The 24016-nt window shown below is 49.9% G+C and carries 20 protein-coding genes; 10 read left to right on the top strand and 10 right to left on the bottom strand.

Annotated features, from left to right (window positions below):
* Positions 1–213: 213 nt before the first annotated feature.
* The 3 genes from ACX4JR_RS03050 to ACX4JR_RS03040 form a co-directional block, all read right to left on the bottom strand.
* The gene (locus ACX4JR_RS03050; protein WP_476059585.1) at positions 214–537 is read right to left on the bottom strand and encodes a hypothetical protein; all 324 of its coding nucleotides are present in this window, start codon (positions 535–537) and stop codon (positions 214–216) included.
* Between the two features lie 176 nt (positions 538–713).
* Positions 714–962 (bottom strand): SHOCT domain-containing protein, encoded by a 249-nt coding sequence (locus ACX4JR_RS03045; protein WP_476059584.1) that lies wholly within the window; start codon positions 960–962, stop codon positions 714–716.
* Between the two features lie 100 nt (positions 963–1062).
* The gene (locus ACX4JR_RS03040) at positions 1063–1767 is read right to left on the bottom strand and encodes a PspA/IM30 family protein (protein ID WP_476059583.1); all 705 of its coding nucleotides are present in this window, start codon (positions 1765–1767) and stop codon (positions 1063–1065) included.
* Between the two features lie 275 nt (positions 1768–2042).
* On the opposite strand from ACX4JR_RS03040, the gene ACX4JR_RS03035 reads away from it, so the two are divergent.
* Positions 2043–2744, top strand: a complete 702-nt coding sequence (locus ACX4JR_RS03035; RefSeq protein WP_476059582.1) for a response regulator transcription factor — start codon at positions 2043–2045, stop codon at positions 2742–2744.
* A 115-nt stretch (positions 2745–2859) separates the two neighbouring features.
* Here the strand turns inward: ACX4JR_RS03035 and ACX4JR_RS03030 are convergent, their stop codons facing one another.
* A complete protein-coding gene (locus ACX4JR_RS03030; RefSeq protein WP_476059581.1) occupies positions 2860–3093 on the bottom strand; it encodes a heavy-metal-associated domain-containing protein in 234 nt (77 codons plus the stop codon).
* A gap of 215 nt (positions 3094–3308) precedes the next feature.
* Complete coding sequence (locus ACX4JR_RS03025) at positions 3309–4685, bottom strand: sensor histidine kinase (protein ID WP_476059580.1); 1377 nt, start codon at positions 4683–4685, stop codon at positions 3309–3311.
* 283 nt (positions 4686–4968) lie between these two features.
* On the opposite strand from ACX4JR_RS03025, the gene ACX4JR_RS03020 reads away from it, so the two are divergent.
* Both ACX4JR_RS03020 and ACX4JR_RS03015 read left to right on the top strand, forming a co-directional pair.
* On the top strand, positions 4969–5232 hold the full coding sequence (locus tag ACX4JR_RS03020; RefSeq protein WP_476059579.1) for a metal-sensitive transcriptional regulator: 264 nt from the start codon (positions 4969–4971) through the stop codon (positions 5230–5232).
* A gap of 69 nt (positions 5233–5301) precedes the next feature.
* Positions 5302–7770 (top strand): heavy metal translocating P-type ATPase, encoded by a 2469-nt coding sequence (locus tag ACX4JR_RS03015; protein WP_476059578.1) that lies wholly within the window; start codon positions 5302–5304, stop codon positions 7768–7770.
* Positions 7771–7855: 85 nt separating this feature from the next.
* Here the strand turns inward: ACX4JR_RS03015 and feoB are convergent, their stop codons facing one another.
* Positions 7856–9823: a ferrous iron transport protein B gene (feoB, locus tag ACX4JR_RS03010; protein WP_476059577.1), complete on the bottom strand. Its 1968-nt coding sequence runs from the start codon at positions 9821–9823 to the stop codon at positions 7856–7858.
* A gap of 208 nt (positions 9824–10031) precedes the next feature.
* Between feoB and ACX4JR_RS03005 the strand changes: the two genes are divergently transcribed.
* Positions 10032–10400, top strand: coding sequence for an ArsR/SmtB family transcription factor (locus ACX4JR_RS03005; protein WP_476059576.1), 369 nt, complete (start codon positions 10032–10034; stop codon positions 10398–10400).
* A 44-nt stretch (positions 10401–10444) separates the two neighbouring features.
* Here ACX4JR_RS03005 and ACX4JR_RS03000 read toward each other — a convergent pair whose 3' ends face one another.
* The 3 genes from ACX4JR_RS03000 to ACX4JR_RS02990 form a co-directional block, all read right to left on the bottom strand.
* Positions 10445–12481: a heavy metal translocating P-type ATPase gene (locus ACX4JR_RS03000; RefSeq protein WP_476059575.1), complete on the bottom strand. Its 2037-nt coding sequence runs from the start codon at positions 12479–12481 to the stop codon at positions 10445–10447.
* 274 nt (positions 12482–12755) lie between these two features.
* Complete coding sequence (locus tag ACX4JR_RS02995) at positions 12756–13535, bottom strand: LysM peptidoglycan-binding domain-containing protein (RefSeq protein WP_476059574.1); 780 nt, start codon at positions 13533–13535, stop codon at positions 12756–12758.
* 281 nt (positions 13536–13816) lie between these two features.
* Complete coding sequence (locus tag ACX4JR_RS02990) at positions 13817–15040, bottom strand: IS110 family RNA-guided transposase (protein ID WP_476059472.1); 1224 nt, start codon at positions 15038–15040, stop codon at positions 13817–13819.
* 312 nt (positions 15041–15352) lie between these two features.
* Between ACX4JR_RS02990 and ACX4JR_RS02985 the strand changes: the two genes are divergently transcribed.
* Positions 15353–15613, top strand: a complete 261-nt coding sequence (locus ACX4JR_RS02985) for a hypothetical protein (protein WP_476059573.1) — start codon at positions 15353–15355, stop codon at positions 15611–15613.
* Between the two features lie 7 nt (positions 15614–15620).
* Positions 15621–15815: a hypothetical protein gene (locus ACX4JR_RS02980; RefSeq protein ID WP_476059572.1), complete on the top strand. Its 195-nt coding sequence runs from the start codon at positions 15621–15623 to the stop codon at positions 15813–15815.
* Between the two features lie 65 nt (positions 15816–15880).
* On the opposite strand, the gene ACX4JR_RS02975 is transcribed toward ACX4JR_RS02980, so the two are convergent.
* On the bottom strand, positions 15881–16333 hold the full coding sequence (locus ACX4JR_RS02975) for a hypothetical protein (RefSeq protein WP_476059571.1): 453 nt from the start codon (positions 16331–16333) through the stop codon (positions 15881–15883).
* A 164-nt stretch (positions 16334–16497) separates the two neighbouring features.
* Between ACX4JR_RS02975 and ACX4JR_RS02970 the strand changes: the two genes are divergently transcribed.
* From ACX4JR_RS02970 to recJ, 4 genes are all read left to right on the top strand, one after another.
* A complete protein-coding gene (locus tag ACX4JR_RS02970) occupies positions 16498–18501 on the top strand; it encodes a DEAD/DEAH box helicase family protein (protein ID WP_476059570.1) in 2004 nt (667 codons plus the stop codon).
* Positions 18502–18564: 63 nt separating this feature from the next.
* Positions 18565–20769 (top strand): ATP-dependent helicase, encoded by a 2205-nt coding sequence (locus ACX4JR_RS02965; RefSeq protein WP_476059569.1) that lies wholly within the window; start codon positions 18565–18567, stop codon positions 20767–20769.
* On the top strand, positions 20753–21541 hold the full coding sequence (locus ACX4JR_RS02960; protein ID WP_476059568.1) for a PD-(D/E)XK nuclease family protein: 789 nt from the start codon (positions 20753–20755) through the stop codon (positions 21539–21541). Before ACX4JR_RS02965 ends, ACX4JR_RS02960 begins: the two co-directional genes overlap by 17 nt.
* Positions 21542–21564: 23 nt before the next feature.
* A complete protein-coding gene (gene recJ, locus ACX4JR_RS02955) occupies positions 21565–23889 on the top strand; it encodes a single-stranded-DNA-specific exonuclease RecJ (RefSeq protein WP_476059567.1) in 2325 nt (774 codons plus the stop codon).
* Positions 23890–24016: the final 127 nt, after the last annotated feature.

Genomic DNA, 24016 nt, shown 5'->3' with positions numbered 1-24016 from the left:
GTATCCGGGTTATACTTTAAATCAAAGCCGGAAACTCCGGGCGCTTCGGTTAAAGTTCTCAACAACTCGAGGGAATTCTCTTTCAACTTTTAAGCGCCTCCTTAATCATGTTAATACGTTGTTATGATTTGTTTGGGGAAAAAGATTTATACTGAAAGAAGAAAAATACCGGCCTGGTACCTCCCGGCCGGTATTTTGGGGGCCATATCTGGTTTAAGCATCACCGGGGCTATAGCCGTATCCGCCCATCATTCCGTAGCCGCAGCCCGGGCCTATCATGCCGTAGCCGCCCATCATCATTCCCATGGGATACCTTTTATGAAATTCCCTCATGTAGTTAAAGTGGTCCTTCCAGGCTTTGGCCTGTTCCTTGCTTATCTGGCCGCTTTTAACGGCATCGTCTATCCATTTGATATGCCAGTCAAACATTTGGTTAAACCAGTCGCCGTAATCGGGTCTTGCCGCAAATGCGGCCGGAACAAATATTGCCCCCACCATCAACACTGCCACTGCCAGCATCAAAAATTTCTTTTTCATACTTTCGCCTCCCGTTTTTGATTATTGTTGGTTTCAATTATAAATGGCAAATGTTACAAAACTTTGTCAAAGAAACAACAAATTATAAAAGAAAAAATAAAAGGTCGGGATTTTAAACCCGAACCCTTAATTTTCTGCCGGCGCGAAGCACCCGGGCACAGCAGGGAGCAACAGCCTTAACCTTTAATTTCTTCCTTCATGGCTATATATTCCTCAGTTGTTAATTCCCCGGCCGCATAGCGCCTTTTTAATATTTCAAGGGCTGATTCTCCGCCACCGGAATTATAATATCCCTCTTTGTGCCATTTATTTGACCCGCCAAACCAGCGGGACACTAAATAAATTATTCCGATGACAATGAGGAGCCATATTAGCATGGGTAAAATCATGCCCCAAAAACCGAAGCCGCCATAAAACATGTGCATAATTACACCCCCAATCTTTGTCTAAATACACTTTTGTTATATTATTACAGTCCACTACCCGGGTTATTTCATCCGGACCCCGTATCATATGGCGGCAATATCATTCCTGTTTTTGCTCCAGCCGGCTTTCTTTAATTCTTTTCAGCTCTTCCTTTGCTTTAGCCGATATCTCACTTTGTAAAAGCGCGCTGCTTACCTGTGCATCCAACCGGTCAGTTAATATATTCCTTTCCACAAGTTCCTCTATAGCTGCTGATTTTGCCTTCAGCTCGTCAGTTCTCTCCCGGGCCCTTTCTATTACGTTACCAATGTCCACGCTGTCTTTTGAGAGCCCGGTGGCCACTTCGCCAATCCTGGCATGGACCTCGGCTGCCGTGTATTGGGCCTTTAAAACTTCCTTTTGAACCCTCAAGAATTCCAGGTTATTGGTTAACTTTGCCTCCGCAGCTATCAAATGTTCCTTGTCGTTTTCCAGCTCCTCGATCTTCCGCTTGATTTCCTCAATTTGGGCCAGGCACTCGTATTTCCTTTCAAGTAATGTCTCTGCCAAGTTATCCCGGCCTTCTCCCACCAATTTTTCCGCCCTTTCCTCGTAATCCTTAACCGACGCGTTTAAGCGGTTCAGCTGCATTTCCAGCCTTTTCTTGGAAGTAAGGATACTGGCAATGCTCCTTTTGGTCTGTATCAACAGCTCCCTCTGTTTTTCAAAGGAATAATCCAAAGTATCCCTGGGATCCTCGAACCTGTCGATCAATTTGGAAAACCGCGCTTTCACAAGGGCTGACAACCTGCTGATGCTGCCCACAATTTATTACCTCCTTACAAATTTTTGAACCCAAAGTACTACTGCTCAAGTAAACTATATCATCTTTTTTTCTCAATTTAGTTACGCCTGTGTTGCAAATTTTTAACACGTATCCGGCGGCATCGAACAGGGAATGTTAAATTCTTTGATTGGACAAATAATAGAAACATATAGCTTGAACCCCGACAAAATAGTATAGTAGAAATAATTTGGCACCGTCTCAGAAGATATGCTAAAATTTTTTATAAAATTTTACCCTGAGAAGGATGATAGGCATGAAAAATACCATTTTGATTGCCGATGACGAAGAAAAAATTCGTCAGGTTGTTAAGAAGTACCTGGAAAGAGAAGGTTTTAGAGTAATTGAATGCTCAAACGGGCTGGAAGTCGTTGAAGCCTTTAAAAAAGATAATCCCGACCTGGTCGTTTTAGACATAATGATGCCGGAAGCCGACGGGTGGGAAGTTTGCCGCGAATTGAGGAAAACATCATCCGTTCCCATAATAATGTTAACGGCCCGGGATGATGAAGTGGACCGGATTCTCGGCCTGGAAATGGGGGCCGATGATTATGTTGTAAAGCCCTTTTCCCCCAGGGAACTCGTGGCCAGGGTGAAAGCCGTGTTACGGCGCGTGACTGATAATAAAACCTCTCCGGATGAAAAAAATGTCCTGAGTTTTGAAGGTATAACCATTAACCCGGATACAAGGCAGGTTATCATTAACGGCCATAAAGCAACCCTTACCCCCAAAGAATTTGATATACTTTACCTTCTGGCCAGCTCGCCAGGAAGAATTTTTAGCAGGGAAAAAATTTTGGAATCCGTATGGGGCTACAATTATTTGGGCGATGCCAGGACGGTGGACACACATATCAACCGCCTGCGGGACAAGTTGTCCAAAGCAAATGACAAGGTCTCATACGTTAATACTGTATGGGGCGTCGGGTATAAATTTGAACCTCCTTCTGAAAAATAACAAGCAGGAAGAAAGGGAACTGGAAGAAATTTTCGGTGTTGAATATTTAACAAAAAGGCTATTCCCAGAAAAGAGGAAGGGTAGAACCGCCCTTCCTCTTTTTGTCTGTATCCGGTTACTCCACCACTTCGTAACCTGCGTCGCTGATTGCTTTTTTAATGGCATCTTCACTTGTTTTGCCGGGATCAAAAGTAACGGTTACTTTTTTGCCTTCCAGGTCCACATCGACCTTATCCATTCCCAATTCATTGAGAGCTTTTTCTACGGCTATTTTGCAATGGTTACAAGACATACCTCCCACCTTAAAGGTAACGGTTTTACCGGAAGTATGACCGCAACAACAACCCATAAAAACACCTCCTGAAATAATTTTACCCTTAACAGGACATGTGAGTATGATACTTCATTTCAGGGCTGATGTAAATTAATTTATTATAATGTTTTATAAACAAAAGTGTTAAGTCAGACTTTTAAAACTGGTAATCCTTTATGATCCAGACATACGGGAACCGCAAAGCCAATTTACATTACCATCCACAAGTGCGCCGGGGGCTTGAATAAAAACTAAGCAACTGACAGTATGGTAAAGATAAATGCAGCACCCTTTCCGGGCTCACTTTCAACCCATATTTCACCGCCGTGGGCCTCTATTATTCTTTTAACAAGAGGTAAGCCAAGGCCGGTTCCTGCACCGGTACGGCTTCTGGACTTGTCTACTTTATAAAATCTTTCCCAAATTAACTGCTGCTCTTCTTTAGCAATTCCCGGCCCGGAATCCTTTACGGTAAATTTAACGTGGCTATTTGCTTTTTCAGCCTGGATAAATACATTTCCACCCTCCGGGGTTACCTTGATTGCATTGTCCAAAAGATTAATAAATACCTGCTTAATTTTATCCTTATCTGCCCTTACCGCTTCCGGTAAACCTTCTTCCAATCGGTACTGCAGGTTTATACCTTTGTTTCGTGCAATTGTACTGAACGAATTGGCGACTTCTCTAATTAGCCCCGCAATATTCACCGGGTGGAAATCAAAATCCATATTACCCGACTCCAGCTTGCGCAAATCCAGCACCTCTGAGGTAAGCCTGCGCAACCTTAAAATCTCCTGGTAAATATTTTCCAGGTATTCTTTTCTTTCGGCTTCGGTTTCCGCTACACCGTCCATCAGCGCTTCGGTACAGGCCTGCATTACGGACAGGGGGGTGCGCAGTTCATGGGATACGTTGGCAATAAAATCCCGCCTGGTGTTATCCAGCCTTTCAATGGTTGCAATTTTTTCCTGCAGTTCACGGGACAGGGAGTTTAAGGTATTGGCCAAAACCCCGATTTCATCTTCCCTTTTAAGGGTAAGCCTTTTGCTGTAGTCGCCGCGGGAGATGGCCCGGGCAACCCTATCCATTTGTATCAGGGGGTATGACACGCTGCGGGAGAGTATAAAACTCAATAATGTTGCTATAATAATTCCTCCTATCCCGCTAAATAAAGTAACCTTTTGTAAAACCGCTATCCTGTCGGCAATGGGGGCCAGAGGGGCGCTTACCATGACCATACCCCTTTCCTCCGCTGTTTTGTAAGGGAGGGCCACAGAAAGCACATCTTGATTTATGAAACGGTTTTTCCCTATATAATGTAAAGTTTCCCCCTGTATAATTTTTTGCAATTCTTCTTTGCCCCAGGGGATACCGTGATGCCCGAAAATATCCACACCAGTTCCCGGGGACATATCCATACCCATTCCCCGGCATTCTTTCAAATAACCATCTTCATTAACTACCATTATATTTAATCCCAGGATATGGGAAAGGGTTCTTATGTCTTTGGGATTTTCAGATTCTATGTTGCTAACTACCTTGTGTCCTTCCAAAGTTAACTGATCAATGTGCTGTTTATAGTATGTCTGCTCAAGAACTTTAATTTGTACAAAACCGGTTAACCACATAATTGTTAAAACCAGTAAAATCATAACCAGCCACAACTGTAATACTATACTTTTTTTGAAAATTCTCACTATAATCACCTTTCAATGTTAAATAAAAATAAAATTCCCCTGAAACCGAGGAATTGTAACCATAATACCATTGTACCCGGATTTCTTGATAACTCAAGGGTACAAATTTCCACAATTATAAATGTATTGACAGTGATGTGAGTACGATAATAAAATCATTATCAATATACAATACAATACCCTGGTATAGTATTTCGAATATGGGGGATATGTTTTGCAAGGAGACAAAAAGGAACTGATAAATAGACTTAAGAGAATAGAGGGGCAAATTCGAGGAATCCAGAAAATGATTGAGGAGGATCGATATTGTATTGATGTTTTGTACCAGGTTACCGCTACCCGGGCGGCTCTTAAAAAACTCGGCATGCAGATGATTAGAAACCACATGCGGGCATGTGTAGCCAGTGCCATACGGCAGGAACGTGGTGAAGAAGCAATTGCCGAGCTGCTGCAGCTGTTGGACAAGTTTACGGAATGATATCTTATTCGCCCCGGGGAAATAATTTAAATTTAGTAAGCCCACATCATATAAGGAGGACATCCGCCTGTGAGCAGCAAGAAGATAACGCTGAACATACAGGGCATGGAATGTGCTGCTTGTGCGGCCAGAGTGGAACGACAACTGAAAAAAATCGACGGGGTCACCGGCGTAGCGGTAAATTTTGCTACGGAGAAAATCACCGTTAATTACGATCCCGGCCGGGTGGGCGTGGACAAAATGGTGAAGGCAATAATTGACCTGGGTTACCGGGTGCCCACGGAACGAGCGGATTTAAAAATCAGCGGCATGACCTGCGCAGCCTGCGCGGCCCGGGTGGAAAAGGCTTTAAGCAGGCTAGAAGGCGTTTTGCGGGCCAATGTTAACTTTGCCATGGAACGGGCCGCCGTGGAATATAATCCGGGGTTGATCAGCGTGGCGGACCTGAAAAAGGCGGTGGCCGGCGCGGGCTACCGGGCCGAAAGCGGGGAAAAGCGCTTCGACGAGGATAAAGAGAAACTTGAGCGGGAGCGGGAAACCCGGCGGCAATTCAGGCTTTTCATCATGTCGGCAGCCCTCTCCCTCCCCCTCCTGGCCTGCATGTTCGCCGAGCTGTTTAACGTAAAAGTGCCGCCCTTGCTTGGCAATAAAGTATTCCAGTTTGCGCTGGCGACCCCGGTGCAGTTTATCGCCGGCTGGCAATTTTACCGCGGAGCCTTTAAAAACTTGAGGCACGGCACTGCCAATATGGACGTGCTTATTGTCATGGGCACATCTGCCGCGTACTTCTACAGCGTGGCAACAACCTTCTTTTTCCCCGGCCATGTCTACTACGAAACCGGCGCCATTATTATTACCCTGATCCTCCTGGGCCGCCTGCTGGAATCCATAGCCAAAGGGCGTACCTCCGAGGCCATTAAGAAGCTGATGGGATTACAGGCCAAAACGGCCCGGGTGATCAGGGACGGGCAGGAAATGGACATACCGGTGGAAGAGGTGCAGGTAGGTGACCTGGTACTGGTTCGCCCCGGGGAAAAGATTCCCGTGGACGGGGTAATTAAGGAAGGTATTTCCACCGTGGATGAATCCATGCTTACCGGGGAAAGCATACCGGTGGATAAAAAGAAAGGCGACGAGGTTATCGGCGGCACCATCAACAAGCACGGCATCTTTAAATTTGAGGCTACCAGGGTGGGATCGGACACGGCCCTGGCCCAGATTATCAGGATTGTGGAGGAGGCCCAGGGCTCCAAGGCCCCCATTCAGCGGATGGCAGACGTTATTTCGGCCTACTTTGTGCCGGCGGTAGTGGGCATTGCCGTGGTAACTTTCCTGGTCTGGTATTTCCTGGCTGATCCCGGGAACCTGGCCCGGGCCCTGATTAACTTCACGGCGGTGCTGGTCATCGCCTGCCCCTGTGCCCTGGGACTGGCAACCCCCACCTCGGTCATGGTGGGCACCGGCCGGGGTGCTGAAAACGGCATTTTAATCAAGGGGGGCGAGCACCTGGAAAAAGCCCACTCCCTGGATACCATTGTGCTGGATAAAACGGGGACCATCACCAAGGGGGAGCCCTCCCTTACAGATGTGGTTCTTACCGGGGGAAGCATGAAAGAAAATGAGTTGCTGCGCCTGGTGGCATCGGCGGAAAGGGCTTCGGAACACCCCCTGGGCGAGGCCGTTGTCAATGGAGCCAGGGAACGGGGCATTGAGCTGGCAGAGCCGCAGAAATTTGAAGCCGTGCCTGGGCAAGGTATAAAAGCCCAAATTGAGGATAACTACATTTTAATTGGAAACCGCAGGTTGATGGCCGCCAATAATATTGAAACCGGTGCCTTTGTAGAAAAGGTGAAAGAACTGGAGAAACAAGGTAAAACCGCCATGATGGTGGCCGTAAACGGCAGTCCCGCCGGCGTGGTGGCCGTGGCCGATACCGTAAAGGAAACTTCCGCCGAGGCCATAAGGGCCCTGCAAGAAATGGGCATCCGGACCATTATGATAACCGGTGACAACCGGCGCACCGCCGAGGCCATCGCCCGGCAGGTGGGCATTCCGGAGGAAGACGTCCTGGCGGAAGTACTGCCCCAGGACAAAGCCGGGGAAGTAAATAAACTCAAAAAGCAAGGCCGGGTGGTGGGCATGGTGGGGGACGGCATCAATGATGCCCCGGCGCTGGCCTCCGCAGACGTGGGCTTTGCTATCGGCACGGGCACCGACGTGGCCATGGAAACGGCGGACATTACCCTCATGCGGGGCGACCTGCGGGGAGTTGCGGCCAGTATCAAGTTGAGCCGGGCAACCATGCGCAATATCAAGCAAAACCTTTTTTGGGCTTTGATATACAATTCCCTGGGTATTCCGGTGGCCGCCATGGGATTCCTTTCCCCGGTACTGGCAGGGGCGGCCATGGCCTTCAGTTCCGTTTCCGTGGTAACCAATGCTTTAAGGTTAAAGCGCTTTGATCCTTACCGGAACTTTCGGCGGGATAAGAAGGAAGCTTACCGCCTGGCGCCCGCACCCGCCCGGCATCCTGAATAAACCCAAGGTGTTCCCTACGAAGAGCACCTTTTATTTTTACAGAAGGGGCTATTTTCCACCCCTTCTTGAGGAGAGGTCTGTCTATTTAACCCGCCAGGCTTTCACTTTTACGCCTTTTTACCAGTGTACTGATCCCGGCAACTACGGAGGCCATCAGGATAAAAACAATTATAACCAAAGGAGCGGCGATGCTGGTTTCATCCCCGAACAATTTAAACAACTGGGCAACTAACCCGCCAATTATAAAAGCAACAACCCAGCTTCCCCCCCAAATAACTACCGCTTCTCCTTTGCCGCGCTCTTTAAAGATAACAAGCATGGAAGCTATACAGGGCACAAACAAAGTGACGGTTATCAGGGCAATGGTTGCCTCAACGGGAGATAAAGCCATATTGCTCAGTCCCGCCGCCCCGAAATCCCTTCTTACTATACCCATGATAAAGACAGTAACCGTTTCCCGGGGAAGATTAAGCAGGCCCACGGTAACGGGTGCCAGCAAATTTTGCAAGAATTTCAAGATACCGGCCTGCTGGAAGATGCTGATTATCAGCGCCCCCAGCGCAAACAGGGGAGTGGCTTCCTTTAAAAAATGGTAAGCCTTAGTGCCGGTTTTTCTTACCACGTTATCCAATCTCGGTACCCTTAAGGGCGGCAGGTCAATAAGCAAATCGGAGGAATCCCCCGGCAGCAGCGCGTTTAAAGCGGTTCCAGCCATTACCAGAACACTGAAGATAACCAGGGCATATACCGCCACGTACTGCCCGCCGAGCCCGGCGAGAATGCCGGCAATTACTCCCAGCTGGGCCGAACATGGAATGGTCAAACCCAGCAAAATTATGGCAATTCTCCGCTCGCGGTCGGAAGCCAACAGGCGCGTGGTTATGGCGGCCATGGTTACGCAGCCGAAGCCCAGGATTAAAGGAATTACACCGCGCCCGTTAAGGCCAATTCCGGTAAGAAACCTGTCGACCAAAGTAGCGATGCGGGGCAGGTAACCGGAATCCTCAAAAAGAGAGAGGAAAAAGTAAAACCCCACCACAAGCGGCATCAACAGGCCTAATACATAGGTAACGGTCATTGTAAGTAAACCAAATTCACCTGCGAGAATATTCCCAAGGGCTGAATCCAGTGCAACAAACCGGCCCACCAGTTCCCGTACAGCCGGCTCGTACATTCCTGTCATGATGGTTTCCTCGGTTATCCCAACCACCGTTTGGGCAATAAACACCCCGATGGCCTGGTACATGCCGTACAAAATCAGAGCTAAAATGGGAATGCCGGTAAGGGGCCTGATCATGAGGCTGCTCAGTACTTGGGAAAATGATTTTCGCTCAGAAGCCATTTCTACAACCCGGTCAACGATTAAATTAACCCTCTCCCGGCGGCGCAGATATATTTCCTCCCGGTGTTCCGCAGGCTCGAGGCCGTGCCTTTCGGCAACAATTTCATCGCCCTCCAGGATGAGCAAGGCCTCCCCTTTGTTGGCTACCCGATCAATCATGCCGGATAAAAGGTTTTGTACTTCCGGTGTAGGATTCCCCGGCCTGGCTTCGTGCAGCCTATCTCTCACTTCGGATAAGCCTTTTTTCTTGACCGCTACCGCAGGTACCACCGGAACTCCCAGCAGCTCCGACAATAAATCTATATCAATTTTCAAGCCGTGGCGCTCGGCTTCGTCCATCATGTTCACGGCCACCAGCACGGGAACGCCGGTATCAATAATTTGCTGGGTGAGGAACAAGTCCCTCTCCAGGTGGCAAGCATCTACCACGTTTATAACTATATCGGCGTTAAGAATAATGTCCCGGGCGACCCTTTCTTCGTCATTAAAGGAGGAAATGCCGTAAACCCCCGGCGTATCGATAACCACATCGTCCCCCATGCGGCCATGGGCTATCTCCAGTGTGGTTCCGGGGTAATTGGAAACATCAACGTAAAGGCCGGTAAGATAATTGAAAAATACTGACTTTCCGGTATTGGGATTTCCGGCCAGGACTATTTTTCTATTTCCCTGTAACATTTTATCTAAATTGGGGCCGTGACAGTGAGCCAACTAAACCACATCCCTCTATAACTATGTTTATAACAATATTGAAAATGAAAATCTTTATCATTTTAACTCAAAATAACCCTCTGATAATGATTTTCGACTTCATTATATTGTCTTTTTTACCGGTTATCAAGTCTCATAACCTTGACAAATTATATTTACATGATATGTTAACATTCAAAAGAACACTTCAGTATTGCGGGGTGGGGTTATGGCAGCTGATGACAAACAAGATACCTGCGATTGTTTTTCCTTCGACGAAAAAAAGGTAAACCGCCTCAAAGAACAGGTAACCGTCACAGATGGTTTAGAACAAATATTTAAAGCCCTGGGAGACGAAAACAGGATCAAAATTGTCTATGCCCTTTCCCAAGAGGAACTGTGCGTGTGCGACGTGGCCCAGATCATTGGCTCCAGCGTGGCCTCGGCTTCCCACCACCTGCGCCTTTTAAAAAATTTGGGCCTGGCCAAGAGCAGGAAACAAGGAAAGATGGTTTTTTATTCCCTGCGGGATGAATGCGTCAGAGCCATTATCGAATCGGCCTTGCAGCATTATAAAAGAGATTGCGAAACAGAATAAAGTTTTACTGGGGAAGGCGCATAGCCTTCCCCAGTTTCCGCTTATCATTTGCCCGGACGCATTCGCAGGAGCCGCATGCCGTTAAGCGTAACCAGCAGAGATGCCCCCATATCGGCCAAAATGGCAAGCCAGAGGGTGAGCCACCCCGGGAATACGGCGAGCACGGCAGCGGCCTTGATGGCCAGGGAGAAGCCGATGTTCTGCCGGATAACCCTTAGCGCCGCCCGGCTGAGGCGGATGGTAAAGGACAGCTTGGTCAGATCATCGGCCATCAGGGCAATATCCGCCGTCTCCAGCGCTGTGTCCGTGCCTGCCCCGCCCATGGCAATGCCCACCGTAGCCGCGGCCAGGGCCGGGGCGTCATTGATGCCGTCACCTACCATGGCAACCTTTCCGTATTGCTGCAAAAGAGCCTTGATGGCCTCAAGCTTGTCCTGGGGGAGCAGTTCGGCGCGGAACTCATCCACCCCCACCCGGGATGCTATGACCCGGGCAGTGTCCTCGTTATCCCCCGTGAGCATGACGGTGCGGCGGACGCCGGCCCGCTTCAACGCGGCAACAGCAGTCGCACTGGCCTCCCTAACCTCGTCGGCAACGGCAATAATCCCCAGGAATTCCTCCGCCGTACCCACGATCATCACCGTCTTACCTTCCTTTTGCAGATGGCGGATCCTTTCGGCCACAGGACCGGTATCCATTCCCAGCGCGGTAAATAGCCTGAGGCTGCCGATATATACCGTTTGCCCGTTAATGACTCCCTGCGCCCCGCGGCCTGTGAGAACGCGGAAATTCTCCGCAGGCTTCTCTTGAAGGCCGCGGGCTTTTGCCGCCTTAACAATGGCTACTGCCAGAGGGTGCTCGGAGCGCGCCTCCAGGTTGGCGGCAATTTGGAGCAGCTCAACCTCGGACCGCCCGCCGAGGGGAATAATATCAGTGACGGCGGGCTCGCCCTTGGTAAGGGTCCCGGTTTTGTCAAAGGCAACGGCGTCCAGGGCGCCGGCCTGTTCCAGGTACACCCCGCCCTTGATCAGGACCCCCTTCCGGGCGGCGTTGCCGATGGCGCTGGCAATGGCCACCGGGGTAGAAACCACCAGGGCACAGGGGCAGGCCACCACCAGGAGAGCAAGTCCCCGGTAGATCCACGGGCCCCAGGAATAGCCGAAGAATAAGGGCGGCACCAGAACAATGCCTGCGGCCAGAACCAAGACAATGGGAGTGTAGACCGCAGCGAAACGGTCCACAAAGGCCTGGGAGGGAGCCCGCTTGGCCTGCGCCTCCTCCACCAGGTGGATAATTTTGGCGATGGTGGTGTCCTGGACCAGCTTGGTCACCTTCACCTCCAGGGAACCGTGGGTGTTGAGGGTGCCGGCATACACCTCGGCCCCCGGTCCCTTCTCCACCGGTACGGACTCACCGGTGATGGCGGCCTCGTTGGTGGCAGACTCGCCTTTGATGACGCGCCCGTCCATGGCGATCTTTTCACCAGGGCGGACGATCATTACGTCGCCCACCTGGATCTCCTCTACCGGTACTTCAACTTCTTCACCTCCCGGGCGGCGGACCCTGGCCACCTTGGGGGCAATGTCCATGAGGTCGCGGATGGACCGGCGCACCTGCCCCATGGTCCAGGACTCCAGCAGCTCGGAGACGGAGTACAGAAAGGCCACCACGGCACCCTCTCCCCACTCACCAATGGCCATGGCCCCGGTGACGGCAATGGTCATCAGCACGCTCATGTTGAAGTCCAGGCGCGGCAGTGAATAAAGGGCCTTGCGGGCATTACCCCACCCGCCGGCTGTTATAGCTCCCACGTACAGCGGAATAAAAAGGATAGCCGGCCCGCCGGCTCGCTCCACTATATAGGCGGCCGCCAGCGCGGCGGCGGAAACTACTACCCGCAACAGCTCCCAGTTAACCCCGGGCTTTGCCGGCTTCACCTGTTCTTCATCAACCGGGGTGATAATATAGTCTTCTTTTTTACCTTCCCGCCGGATGGCTTCCAGGTCGGCCACACCTTCAACGATTAATTTGCCGGCTATAGCATTCAAACTGGCCCTGGTTACACCAGGAAGCGCCGCCACGTTCCTTTCGAACCTGACAGCGCAATCCAGTCAGGTAATCCCTTCAACCCGGAAGACTGTTGTCTTACTGCAATTAACCAGGCTTTCAGCCCGGGCCATTTCTCATCACCTTCCGCTGCAGGTAATATAAAAAATCATTCAAATAATAAAATAAACGTTTGACTATAATTTTATGCAAAATCCCTACTGTTGTCAATTCCAATCTGCTGGATTACGGATTATTAACAAACCCAGGGCGTTTTTAAAACCCTGGGTTTGACGGACAGGCTTATTTTTAATAGGTAAAAGTGAAGGCTCCCAGGACAGTGCTGACGGAGCGCGAGTTCAAGAAGGAATTTTTTACCCACGACTCCCAGAAGTACAGGGCCCCGTTGGTCGGGTCCCATCCTTTTAAAGCCTCCCTGGCGGCAAGGATGGCTTCCTCGGAAGCAGGACGGTTTATCCACCCGTTCAATACAGGCTCGAATTGATAATATCCGGCTTCATCCACCTGGTAAATAACTCCGGGTATGGTATTGGGAAAGTCACTGCTTTCAACCCTGTTAAGTACCACCGCCCCTACAGCCACTTTGGTGATAAATGACTCGGAGTCGGCCTCAGCCGTTATCAGCCTGGCCAGAAGGTCAAAGTCGGAACGTGAAATATTACTGAAGCCTGTACCCCGGGATGTAAGGGACTTGTTTCCACTGAGATCCGGGATATAAAGCTTTTGCCCGGGATAGATGGTGGAGGTCTTCAAGCCATTGTACCGCATTATCTCAGTATAAGGCACCCCGTATTTTTTCCCGATAAGATACAGAGTTTCTCCCGGAGCCACAAAATGATATATGGGAACCCAGAGTACCTGTCCCGGGTAAATAACGGTACTTGTCAGGCCGTTGGCCTTTCGCAGGGCTTCCACCGTTGTATTGTACAACAGGGCTACTTTATACAGGCTCTCACCCTTTGAAACTACATGGGTGGCCGCCGAGGATTCACCTGCCGGGCCAAAGGAAACAAAAGAAGTTGTAAACAACAGGAGCGCGAGTAAAACACCAAGCTGTCTCTTACCCATGATGTCGTTTTTGGAACCCCGTGGCTTGTCTATACGGGATATCCTTTTTTCCCTCCTTTTTCTAAAAGGTTTAAAACATGGTACCTTTATTTCGCTAACTAATCCAATAATCCTGCACGCTGCAACTCGGTAAATAATGGAAGTTTGTCTTGCACGCGCATTTCATATAAGAGGCAATACATAATCAAAATGCAGCAGAAAAATAATATTATAGAAAGACGTGCTATGAAAAGTCAATAGGCTAAAGCAAAAAGATCTTTGACAATCACATAGGGTCCTGGTCACTCTTTACTGCCGGGTGGGGACCATTGATAATTCGGGTCATACGGTCGGTTATCTTTCCAGAGAGAGTAAATTAAATGCACAAGTCGTCTGGCAACTGCTCCGGTAGCAACGCTTGAATGCTTTCCCTGGCTGCGTTTTAACTCATAATAGGCCCTCAATTCCGGGTTAAAGCGGCGGGCTGAAACAGCGGCCAACCACAGACTGTTTCTCAACACAGGTGAACCGCGTTTAGACATGCGGTTGCGAGTGCCTTCAAACAGCCCTGATGCCCTTACTGAAGCATCTAAACCGGCATAGGCCACGAGAGTCCGGGCGTTGGGGAAGCGTGTAATATCGTCTACTTCTCCGATGATTGCAGCAGCTAGTACAGGACCGATACCAGGGATAGTTTCAATAACGTGGCGGTATGGAGTATCTTCGCTGGGGCGAAGCTCCTCCATAACCTCATTGATTGCATCCTCGATAACCTTTATCTGCTCCTCAATGAACTCAATTTGCTCAACCAGCAGGCGCAGCTGGAGCGTGAAAGCGTCCAGAGCCAGGGTAATGCCGAAGGTGCCTTTAGCCAGAGACTGAATCTTTCTAGCTCTTTCTTTACCGAGGCGGCCGCGGGAATGTTCTTTCAAGAAAGCGGATAACTCTGAAAGATCCATTTCGGTCAGAGCTTCCGGTTCGGGGCAAGATTTAAGCAGTTCTCTGGAAGTCCGGATAAAGACATCTGAGAAACAGCCGGGGTATTCTGGAAAGATCCGGTCGAGGATGCCCAGCACCCTGTTTTTAAGCCCACCGACCTGGCGAACGAACTCAAAACGGAGTCGAGAGAGTGTCTGCAATTTGAGAACCGTTTCGGAAGCAAGCTTTAGTTTAGGAGCACGTCCTAATCGCAGCAAGTCAGCAAGAAGCAGAGCATCCTTCTGGTCGGTCTTGGTTTTACGCACATAGAGATTACGCAAAGCATCTGACTGGATAGGGTTGATAACATGAAGCTGAAATCCCAGCTCACTGAGGTGGCAGTAGATAGGGAGCCAGTAGTGTCCGGTGGCCTCCAGGCAGAACTTAACGCCGTCAGGCTTGATACCCAGCCTTTCCAATGCCTGCAGAAGCTTATTCAATCCCCTCTGGCTGTTATCCATATGCATCTGCAGGACAACATCGCCAGCGTCATTGACGAAGCACACCTCATGGCGATACTTGGCCACATCAACACCACCGTAAATCATTTTTTGCATCCCCACTTTCACTGAATTCAGGCAGGGTTCCCGCAACCCTTACGAGCCACTCAACCTTGCTCGTAACTCGCGGCATACAGCAAGCTGTATCCACAACGTGCTCATTCGAGTCCTCTCGTATGGGCGGGGCTTCACTCTTTCAATCAGGACAGCTAAAGCTTCCTAAGGAGGGCGATCGAAGCCCCCTGCCTCTACGAGAATATTTATCCGAGTTGCCCCGGGATTCCTATGTGGTTGTCAGGGGTCAAGTCTATTGGCTTTGAGCTGACTAATCTAAACTCTATAGTACAAGGAGGGGGATTGGTGCTAAAGCTGTTTAAAGCAAAGAACGATAAAAAACCTCTGTTACGGGAATTTGATCCCACTACAATTCAAAGAATAAAAGAAGGGGCCTATTTGGTAAAAATGATTTCAGAAACTCAAGTTGCCGCCCGCAAGTGCGATTTTTTCGCAGGCAACGCAATCGACAGAGAAATCAAAAATGCCTTTAAAGACGAGGCCAAACTATTAAGGCAAGGAGCCCGCACTTTACAACAATACTATGAATCCATGACAATGGAGTGAACTGCCAATGAATTTTACTGATATGGATATGCTTCAAGATTATGAAAAGGATGCCAGAATGGCGGCATTAGCTTACGCCCTAATTGAAACTGAGATTATAGACCCTGACTTGCGTAAAATTATCAAGACTGCAGCAGCCTCTGCAGCAAAATCACAACAAAAATTTGCGGATTTGATAATGAGAAAAGGCGACCGGCCATAGGAGACGGTGTAAAAAATCCCGGCCCGTTGTACACGTGCCGGGTTAATTTTTTTCCTAAAAAATATTTATGTTCTTTCTTCCCGCGTAAAGTATCCCGCTATAAAGGTAATGGCCAGGCCGAAAAACAGATTGCCGAAGAGATACACTATGCTTGTTGCCAGGTCAGGCTGCAGTATTCTTACGGGTATGACTGCCCTGGCTATAAAGCCGTAAATTAGGGAATAAATCACTCCGCCATAGACCAATCCCTTTACCCCCAGATAATCGGTACCCATAGATCGCAGCAAGTAAACGGCAATCAAGCCAAGGAGTGAACTCAGGGCAAAGTGCAGGGCCATGCCCAGGCCCTGCGCGGGTAACGAGCTTATATCCAAACCGGGCTTAATTAAAACATAGGCGCTAAGCTGGAATGGTGTTATTTTGGCAACACCCATCAGGTAAGAAATCCAGATAAAGATTTGGTAAAACAGGCCCCCGGCAATACCGGCAAGTACCCCGGCAACCATGCTATCGCGCACTGGTAATCCCACCTATCAAAACAAGACTTTTAAGGTTCCGGTTACTGTTTTATTTTTACCCGGGTCCGCTTTATTTATCCCGCCCGCCGAAAGAAATTTCCTTTCCCTGCCATGGAAGAAGCATTATATTATTTAAAAGAAATTAAACTTCGGGAGGGGATAACGTGCCCAAACCGCTGTGCTACTCCGGCCCAACAGGATCTGGAAAAACGACCAGGCTTATGGAATATTACAAAAAACTCACAGCCAGTAGAATACCAAGTAACCGCATCCTGGTTCTGGTTATGAACCGGACTCAAATCAACAGGTGGAAAAGAGAAATACAGCCTGAAAAATGCGGCCCTCTTCTCGTGGTAAGCTTTTTTGGGTGGGTGCAAAGGGAATTGACCCGCTTCTGGCCGCTTGTTTGTACAAAGATTCCCCCCGGCAGGCAGGCCGCCGCGCCTCTTTTTATGACAGTCGAAACTTCCCATTACCTGCTCGAATTACTTTTGGAGAAAGTACTTCCCAGCCTTAAGGAAATAGTATCACCGCCGCACAGGCTGGCAGCTCAAGTAATGGATAACATAGACAAGGCCGCCGTCAACGGCATTCCGATTCACGAGGCAGCAAAGCGCCTGCAAGACGCTTTTCCCGGAGATGATACACGCAGGGAGAACTTTCCTGTAGTACAGGAGTTAATTAACAAGTTCTATTCCATGTGCCTGGAGACAAGGGTATTCAATTACGGCATTGCCGTTGAATTGTACTCCAATTATCTCCTTACTGACCCGCATTATCAGGATCAAATTTCTTCCGAAATTGACTACCTCATAGTCGACAATCTCGAGGAGACCAGGCCCGCGGCACAAGAATTTATCCGGTGGCTCATGCAAAGGACAAAGGAAGCCGTATTGGCTTATACTGACGACGGCGGGCACGCCAGGTTCTTCGGGGCCGACCCGGAAGGGGCCCGAGACTTGCTGTCCCTGTGCCGCGTGCACCATTTGGAAAAATCTTACACCTGCTCCGATACAATGCTGAAATGGTCCGATTCCCTGGCGAAGGATATAACGTGGAAACCCCACGATAACATTTTGCCCGACCATACACTGGCAACCATAAACACCGAACTCCGCAGTGATATGATAGCTGATACCGCCAGGGAAATAGTAAAACTGGTATATGAAGGGACACCCCCGCACAGAATAGCCGTTATCGCGCCCCACGTCGACAAGGTGCTGGAATACGCGCTGGAAATGGAACTGCGCAAGGATAATATTAATGTCAATAACCTTACCAGGAGTAAGAGGCTCATAGACGAACCCTACGCGGTGGTGCTCACTACTCTGGCCATTCTCGCCCATCCCGAATGGGAATTGCGCCTGCGGAAGGGCGACCTGCACGAAACCATATGTCACCTGCTGCAGCTGGACCCCGTCCGCAGCTCGCTTCTGATAAACAATTGTGCTTTCCCGGAGCCGCCGTGGCTGAAGCCCATGGACGCTGTTACCAGGCGCCGCTGCGGATACCTTGCAGGTGAAAAATACGATAAACTTCTCGGCTGGCTGGAAAATTACAGGGCGCAAACCCCCCTTCCCGTAGACGCCTTTCTCCAAAAGGCATTTGCCGACCTGGTGGCGCCGCTTCTGCCTAAACCTGAACAACTCCATCCCTGCCGCCAGATACTGAAATCGGCAGCAAGGTTTTGCGAAGTTGCCAGGACCATTAACAGCCACTTAACTAAATATACCGGAACCAGTCTGCAGCCGGGAAAAATGTTTATAGACATGGTATTAAAAGGAACCATTGCCTCGGAAAAGCTGGAAGAAGAAAAAATTTCCGAAAACGCGGTTATATTGTCGACACCATATGCTTTCTTATTGACCCAAACAGACGTGGATTATCAATTCTGGCTGGATGCCTCAAGCCCGGTGTGGTTCCCCGGTGATGCCAAAGAACTCTCCAACCCCCATGTATTTTCAAAACACTGGACTGGCGGAACCTGGTCGGACGACCGGGATGTACTGCTTAGAAAGCAAAACTGTGCCCGCACGGTACGCGCCCTGGCCAGGAAAATTAAAAAGGGAATTGTACTGGCAATAAGCACTTATAATACCAGGGGATTCGAGCAAGAAGGCCCCCTGCCGGAACACGTGGCCCGCGTCTTTGGGGGAAATTTTCCATGAAAATGTTTCTTTTTAAGCCATAATTAACTCGGAAAGTTTTCCCCCAAACAGGAGGTGACAGGGTTGCCAATCAGCGTTCTCAGGCCCGGGCAGCAAGAAGTAGCGGCCTACCGGGGCGGGTACCTCGCGGTCCCGGCTGTTCCGGGAGCAGGAAAAACCTCCATACTTGCCTACCTGGGGGCAGAACTGGTTGCGTCCGGGGCCGTGGGCAATGGCAAACTCCTGGTGGTAACTTACCTTAACTCTTCCGTGGCTAACTTCAGAAAGAAATTAATCGAAGAACTTACGGCCAGGGGCAAGGGCAATCTCAGCCACAAGTTCGAAGTTAAGACCCTGCATTCACTGGCCGCTAAAATCGTCCGCGAGAGGCCTGACGTTCTCCAGGTTTCCGACGAAATGCCGGTAATTGACGGTGACAGGCGGTACCGCCTCATAAACCGGCTGCTGCGGCAGTGGCTCCAAAACCCTGAAAACCATAAAGCCTGGATCTCTGTGGTGCGGAAAAGAAACAGAAATAATGAAGGAGTAAAAAGATGGCTCAAGGACTGCACTGATTACATTGAAAAAGCAATAAATTACTTCAAGGCACACAAGCTAAGGCATGATTACCTGGAAACACATGTTAAATCCCTCCCGTTCAATTCTTTCCTGCGCTGGGCTATTGAAATTTACGGCAGTTATGAAGCAGAGCTCAGGAGGCAGGGACTTTGCGATTTCGACGACCTGATTCTTTACGCCCTTGACCTCCTGCAGGCCGACAAGGAACTCCTGGGGCGCATGCAGAGCAGGTGGACATATATTTTTGAAGACGAGGCCCAGGACTCCACACCGCTGCAGGAAGAAATGCTGCGGCTTTTAGCCGGGGAAAAGGGAAACCTGGTACGCGTAGGGGATACTAACCAGGCAATCTCCAGCACCTTTACGGCGGCAGACCCGGAGCTGTTCAAGAAATTCTGCGCCGAAATGGAATTGCAGGATAAGGTACAGCCCCTGCTTTACGCCAGCCGCAGCACCCGGGAAATTATAGGCGCCGCCAACGCCCTGGTCAACTGGGTAAGAAACGACCACCCCGATGATGAATGCAAAAGTGCCCTGGCGGACCAGCCGATAAATCCCATACCGCACGACGTACCGGGACCCAAGAATCCCCCAAATCCTTCCATCCCCGGGGCACTGGTTATAAGATACGGCCATCGCGAAAAAGAAAGGGAGGATGTGGCACTCCGGGTAAAGGAATACCTGGAGAAAGAAAAGGACGGAAAGGCGGCTATTCTCTGCCGGACCAATTGGGACATTGATAAAATAGCAAAAGAGCTTGAAAAGCTGGGCGTCCCCTACCGGATTGTCAACGGCAGCATGGGAGAAATACGGAACACCCTCAAGGCACTGTGCAGCTGGATAGACTTCCTGGTAAACCCCCACGATGGAGGCCGGCTGGAAAAAGCCCTGGAAATGACCATGATCCCGGAACTAAAGGACGAGCCGGAACTGGCGGAATTTCTCCGCAGCGCCAGGGTTGAGCAAATTATTTACCCGCAGCCCGGCGAGCCGCTGAAAAAAGTTGTGCCAGAGGAGATCCGGGCCCATGAGTTGTGGCCCAGGATTGTAAAGGCCGTAGAACGGGTTACCAGCTGGCTTGGGGCCTCGCGCCTGCCGCCCGAGTCACTGGTCATGTACCTGGCGGAAGAACTGGGGCTTGAAGGTGACCATATGGCCATGGCCCAGCGGCTGGCCCAGGAATTCCAGGTAAGATCCAGCAGGGATCCCCACGCGCGGCTGGTTGACCTGGTGGGAGAAGTAATGGAAAATGATAAATCATTTAATTATTTTATTAAAATGTTAAGTGAGCGGGCCGGTTTTGAACCCAGCCCCGGTGAAGTTACACTGTCAACCTGCCACAGCGCCAAGGGACTTGAGTGGGATGCCGTTTTTGCCACCGGAATGAACTCTTTTAATTTCCCCACAACCATGGAAGACCCCATGAGAGGCGAACTGCGGTATTTGGAGGACGACGTTGCAAACCCGGCGGCGGTGGTCAAGGCCGAGCTGGCGGCCCTGGAAAGCCAGGGGCCCTTCGACCCCGACAAGGCCAAGCATCTGGCCAGGGCCGAATCTGCCGGGGAACACCTGAGACTTCTTTACGTCACCATAACCAGGGCGAAAAAATACCTCAGGCTGACCTTCGGGGGCAAGAGAGAATACCTTTGCAAGGCCCTCAATTCCCTGGTTAACAAGGGGGTTTTAAAATATTATGAGCCTAAGCAATAACTTCTATTTCAGCCAATCTTCACTCCAAACCTATAAAACCTGCCCCCTGAAATTCAGGCTGCGCTATATTGACGGGCTGTACTGGCCGGTGGAATGTGAGAGCGCGCTGAAACTTTCTTCGGAAATCGGCAAAACTTTTCACCTGATGGCGCAGAGATATTTTCTCGGCATCTCACCTATCTTTTCCGGGGATGAGCTGGGAATAATGATGCGGGAATGGTACAAAAATCTGGCGTCCCAGTTTCCCCTTAAAGGAACCTGGATACCGGAGATATCCCTGAAGTTGAACAGGCACCCCCTTCGCCTTACTGCCACTTACGACGTGATACACATACCGGGTGACGGTACGATATTAATCTATGACTGGAAAACCGGCCAGAAGCCTCCCAGCTGGAACACTCTGCGCCACGCCCTGCAAACCGTCGTTTACCGTTACTTAATGGTGGAAGCCGGGGAAACCGTAGTGGGACACCCTATTTCACCGGAAGATGTAACGATAATTTATTGGAATCCCCGCTTTCCAACGTCAAGGGTTATTTTAAAATACAGCGAAAAAGATTATCACCAGGATGAAAGTATCCTGAAGGAACTGGTATCCGAAATAATAAATAACGAGTATCGTGATTTCAAACCAGCTGCAGACCCGAAAACATGTCTTAAGTGCGAGTACAGGATGACATGCAAGGGCCGTGAGCCCGAAGGGAGAGAAGAAGACGAGGCAGATGAGTTGGAAATTGTGGACTGGGATGATGCTCCGGAAATAGCTTATTGAATATTTGGCTAAGGGGTGACCTTATGAGTTCCTGCTTCCTGCCCGGGCCCGTTGAAATTCCCGAAGATTTTATGCAAGAGTGCGGCTGTACCCGGCGCGTTGCAGAAATCCTCTGGCGGCGCGGCATACGCAGCCCCGAAAAAGCCCGCGCCCTCCTCTATCCCCTGGAACTGAAGCCTTCGGAGGCAAAAGACATACCGCACATGTCCAAGGCCGTGCAAATAATAAGGGAGGCCCTGCAAAAGGGACTCCCTGCCTGTATTTTCGGCGATTATGACGTGGACGGCGTTACAGCCACGGCTGTTCTTATAGAAACCCTAAAACATCTCGGCAGCTGCCCCTCATACTACCTGCCGGACAGGTTTTCCGAAGGATACGGCATAAATACCCGGGCGGTGGAAAAGTTGGCCGGGGAAGGTATAAAGCTCATCATAACCTGCGACAACGGCATTACTGCCGGAAAAGCGATAGAGCGGGCTAAGGAACTCGGTCTTACCGTGGTAGTCACTGACCACCATACCCCAGGAGAGACACTTCCCCCTGCAGATGCTATCGTCAATCCCAAGCTTCTCCCGGAAGGACATCCTGCCCGGATGCTTCCCGGGGCGGCAGTGGCCTACCTCCTGGCCGTGGAATTGGCCGGGGCCTGCGGCACCCCGCTGCCCGAGGGTGCATTTCTCGACCTTATTTCTCTCTCCATTGTGGCCGATGCGGTGCCCCTGCTGGACGACAACCGCTACTGGCTGACAAAGGGCCTCCCTTTTCTTTGGTCTACCCGCCGGCCGGGGCTGCAGGCCTTATTTAAAATTTCAGGAGTTAATCCTTTAAGCGCCACCGAGGAAGATCTGGCATTCCAAATTGCGCCCAGGCTCAATGCCGCGGGGAGGATATCCCATGCAAGGCTGGCCCTGGACCTGCTTCTCTGCAGGGAAGAAGCTGAAGCCAACAAGCTTGCCGTGGAATTGGACGGGCAAAATCAATTAAGAAAAAACCTAACTGCTGACATAATTAAAGAGGCAATGTCCAGGGTGGAAGAAAATTCTCAAGCCATCGTATTATACGACCCTCTCTGGCAAGAAGGAGTTATCGGGATAGCAGCCGGAAAGCTGGCCGAGCAGTTCCACAAGCCCGCCTTTCTCATGACCAAAAAAGAAGACGGCAGGGTGACCGGCAGCAGCCGGTCCGCTGCCGGTATCAATGTATACGAGGTACTGGAGCAGTGCCAGAATTTGCTGGCCGGCTTCGGCGGGCACGCGGAGGCAGCCGGCTTTCAGCTGAAAGAAGCAAACGTTCCGGAACTGGCGAAAGCACTGAATGACACAGTTGGCAAAATGCTTGTAAAACATGGGCCATTGCAGGAAGTAAAGGTTGACCTGCTGTTGGAGCCTGGAGAACTGAACCTTTCAGTTTACCGGGACATTCGCCGGCTCGCCCCCTTCGGTGAAGGAAACCCTCCCCCTGTATGCCTGACCAGGAACTTGTTCGTTTTATCACAAAGAACCTTCGCAGGCGAACAGCACACGCGCCTGGTGCTGGAAAAGGATAACATCACCGTTCCGGCCACCTGGTGGTTCAATTGCGAAAAGGTAAATGCGGGCTGCATAAATGTTATTTACAGCCTGGGCGTTGATAAATTTAATGATGAAGAATCACTTTATTTAAATGTTATAGACATAATTCCCGCAGGGGTTCCTCCAGTTACTGATGTTAAGACAATTAATTGGATTGACCGGAGAAAAAAAGAAATGAAAGCCGGACACATTGCCCGGCTGGCTGAAGAATTCCCTGAAGCAAAAATTTTTGGCGAAGGCCTGGAATTTAAGCGACTTGTAGAATCGCTGCCGGAAAACCTCCGGAACCAGGTCATAAACCGCTACACTGTTTCCAGAACGCCGCTGCTGATATTTGCCACCGCTCCCCCATCAGCCCTTTTAATGGAAGAGATCCTGGCCCTGGCAGTTCCGGAAACTATAGTGCTGGGATTTACACCATACCAAAGTTCAGTTCAATCATTTATTAAGTTAATTCAAGGTTTATTGAAATATGCCATGAACCAGCTGGGGGGGCGCACCACCGTCAGAGCGCTGGCTGTAGCTACGGGAGAACTGGAAGAAACGGTCCATACAGGTTTGCAATTAATTTCATCAGCAACAGCAACACCAATTCACTTTACGGAGGATGTAATATATCTATTTCAAACTAACAGATCCCTGCCCAAGCGTAAATATGAAGTGGAAAAGCTGAAAAACAAATTAAAGTTTCTTATAAACAATTCGGTTTCTTTTAAGCGGTATCTATATACTTGTAATTTGGAGGAACTCAGTTCAACTTTCGGGATTCCAATATAATACATTAAATCCTCAGCCCCCCAGCCCCCGCCTCTTCCGGGAGCCAGGGGGTGTTTAATATTTTTCCAGTAATGATTTACTTTAATTGAGAGAAAAATATAATACAAAAACCCTAAAATTATTAAGA

Source organism: Desulfofundulus sp. JL263-se (assembly GCF_056316025.1).
The sequence above is the reverse complement of the archived record's forward strand: the minus strand, read 5'-3'. Positions and strand labels throughout refer to the sequence as shown.

Excerpts from the sequence above, each read along its gene's own strand:
- ACX4JR_RS02980 (WP_476059572.1), top strand. The coding sequence starts at position 15,621 with ATGAATTTTACTGATATGGATATGCTTCAAGATTATGAAAAGGATGCC.
- recJ (WP_476059567.1), top strand. The coding sequence starts at position 21,565 with ATGAGTTCCTGCTTCCTGCCCGGGCCCGTTGAAATTCCCGAAGATTTT.
- ACX4JR_RS03005 (WP_476059576.1), top strand. The coding sequence starts at position 10,032 with ATGGCAGCTGATGACAAACAAGATACCTGCGATTGTTTTTCCTTCGAC.
- ACX4JR_RS03025 (WP_476059580.1), bottom strand. The coding sequence starts at position 4,685 with ATGTGGTTAACCGGTTTTGTACAAATTAAAGTTCTTGAGCAGACATAC.
- ACX4JR_RS02960 (WP_476059568.1), top strand. The coding sequence starts at position 20,753 with ATGAGCCTAAGCAATAACTTCTATTTCAGCCAATCTTCACTCCAAACC.
- ACX4JR_RS02990 (WP_476059472.1), bottom strand. The coding sequence starts at position 15,040 with ATGATTTACGGTGGTGTTGATGTGGCCAAGTATCGCCATGAGGTGTGC.
- ACX4JR_RS03045 (WP_476059584.1), bottom strand. The coding sequence starts at position 962 with ATGCACATGTTTTATGGCGGCTTCGGTTTTTGGGGCATGATTTTACCC.
- ACX4JR_RS03030 (WP_476059581.1), bottom strand. The coding sequence starts at position 3,093 with ATGGGTTGTTGTTGCGGTCATACTTCCGGTAAAACCGTTACCTTTAAG.
- ACX4JR_RS03035 (WP_476059582.1), top strand. The coding sequence starts at position 2,043 with ATGAAAAATACCATTTTGATTGCCGATGACGAAGAAAAAATTCGTCAG.
- ACX4JR_RS02995 (WP_476059574.1), bottom strand. The coding sequence starts at position 13,535 with ATGGGTAAGAGACAGCTTGGTGTTTTACTCGCGCTCCTGTTGTTTACA.
- ACX4JR_RS03050 (WP_476059585.1), bottom strand. The coding sequence starts at position 537 with ATGAAAAAGAAATTTTTGATGCTGGCAGTGGCAGTGTTGATGGTGGGG.